Raw genomic sequence first — 2,163 nt, forward strand, 5'->3', positions numbered from 1 at the left:
CCACCTTCCGCCTTGACCGCCCCCCGATGAACGCGCTCGACATCGCCACCCAGGACCGGCTGCGGGAACTCGCGGCCGAGGTGACCCGCCGCGACGACGTGCGCGCGGTGGTCATCTGGGGTGGTGAGAAGGTGTTCGCGGCCGGCGCGGACATCAAGGAGATGCGGGAGATGGACCACGCCGCGATGGTGGCCCGCTCCGGTGACCTGCAGGAGTCCTTCACCGCCGTGGCCCGGATCCCCAAGCCCGTGGTCGCCGCCGTCACCGGCTACGCCCTCGGCGGCGGCTGCGAGCTGGCGCTGTGCGCCGACTTCCGGATCGCCGCGGAGAACGCCAAGCTCGGCCAGCCCGAGATCCTGCTCGGCCTGATCCCGGGCGCGGGCGGCACCCAGCGGCTGGCCCGGCTGGTCGGCCCGGCCAAGGCCAAGGACCTCATCTTCACGGGCCGTCAGGTCAAGGCCGACGAGGCGCTCGCCATGGGCCTGGTGGACCGGGTCGTACCGGCCGAGGAGGTCTATGAGCAGGCCCACGCCTGGGCGGCGAAGCTGGCCAAGGGCCCGGCGATCGCGCTGCGCGCGGCCAAGGAGTCGGTGGACCGGGGGCTGGAGACCGACCTCGACAGCGGTCTCGCCATCGAACGGAACTGGTTCGCCGGGCTGTTCGCCACCGAGGACCGGGAGATCGGGATGCGCAGCTTTGTCGAGGACGGGCCGGGCAAGGCCACGTTCCGCTGACACCCGACCGGTTCCGATCGCCTCGGCCGAGGCGGGGAGCCACCCCGGCCGGGAAGCCGCCCCGGCCGAGGTCGGGAAGCCGCCCCGGCCGAGGTCGTGGAGCCGCCTCGGCCGAGGTCGTGGAGCCGCCTCGGGCGGGGTTGCGGAGCCCGGGTATGCCCCGTGCGAGCGAATTTTCTTCGCCAACGATCGGCCTTCGACTGACCCGGTCCGGTACGCTGGGTGATCACGCGTACGCGCGGTGACATCGCTGGTCAGCTGGGGTGTTGCGGTTCCCCAACTGCCCTTGGCATATGTCGGATCGGATTTATGGAGCCTCGGGCTCCGGTGTTCGGAATCCCATGGTTCCGCCCCGGATGGCCTTTTGGGCGGCCATGATGGGGGGCATGGCGGGCTTGGAGGGAATGGAGCAGCCGCAGCAGCGCACTGGTACGGCTGCGGTGCGGGGGGCGCCGTCCGTCGAGGACGATCTGGCCCTCAGAGCGCTTGACCTCTTCGGGAACCCCGCGTGCGAGGAGGTGCGGCTGCCCTCCCGCCCCGAGTCCGCGGGGACCGCCCGCCGGATGGCCGAATTCGTGGTGGCGCGGGACTGGGGGCTGGGCCTTCACCTCGCCGAGCACACGGTGCTGCTGGTCTCCGAGCTCGTCGGCAACGCCGTACGGCACACCGGCGCCCGCACCTTCGGGCTGCGGATGCTGCGGCGGCGCGGCTGGATCCGGGTCGAGGTCCGCGACCCGTCCCGGGGGCTGCCGTGTCTGATGCCGGTGGCGGAGCTCGATACCAGCGGACGCGGGCTGATGCTGGTCGACCAGCTCTCCCAGCGGTGGGGGGTCGATCTGCTGCCGTGCGGCAAGACGACCTGGTTCGAGATGCGAGTGGCCGAAAACTGAGCGTGTGTACGCCGGTACGGACCTCGCGCGGAAGGTGAAAGGGGCCCCCGTGTCGTCGCGCGCCGACGGCACGGGGGCCCCTTCCGTCCCCGGCCATGGCGCGAAAGGGGTGTTCGCCGTGGCATTCGGGGGAAGCGACCTCGCTCGGGTCAATGGGGGCCGCGGCCCCGACTATCGCAGAGGCGGTAGACCACTTCCAAGCCAATCCAAGGTGAGCTGTAACACTTGCCTTGTTAATGGCGGGTAGAGCGGCAAATTTCCTTTGTTGTCGACCTGATTCTTTCGAAACTCCAGTGGTCCAGACCGTGACGCGAAATCTTTCTTTGCGTGGCGGTTCTTGGCATGGCCCTGTCGAGGACCCACCATGGAACCGCGCTACGCGCGTCACACCCCCACGCGTCACCCCCTTTGTCCCCGCTACGACATTCGGGAGACCCCCCATGGAAGCGCACGGCCGCACCCCCACCCGGCGCACCCTGCTCCGCTCGGGCGCCTACCTCGCCACCGCCGCCACCGGACTCGCCGCCACGGCCGCGACG

Annotated in this window: 2 protein-coding genes; both read left to right on the forward strand. The window is 70.6% G+C overall.

Translation table 11 applies throughout. The annotated features are described in order from the left end of the window. A partial coding sequence (locus tag GWI24_RS43560; RefSeq protein ID WP_210951542.1) for an enoyl-CoA hydratase/isomerase family protein occupies window positions 1-734 on the forward strand: 734 nt, incomplete at its 5' end. Window positions 735-1,120: 386 nt separating this feature from the next. Beyond that, a complete protein-coding gene (locus GWI24_RS43565; protein WP_210951543.1) occupies window positions 1,121-1,624 on the forward strand; it encodes an ATP-binding protein in 504 nt (167 codons plus the stop codon). Window positions 1,625-2,163 lie beyond the last annotated feature (539 nt).

It is taken from the genome of Streptomyces sp. MK37H (assembly GCF_018035285.1).
Taxonomy (GTDB): Bacteria; Actinomycetota; Actinomycetes; order Streptomycetales; family Streptomycetaceae; genus Streptomyces; species Streptomyces endocoffeicus.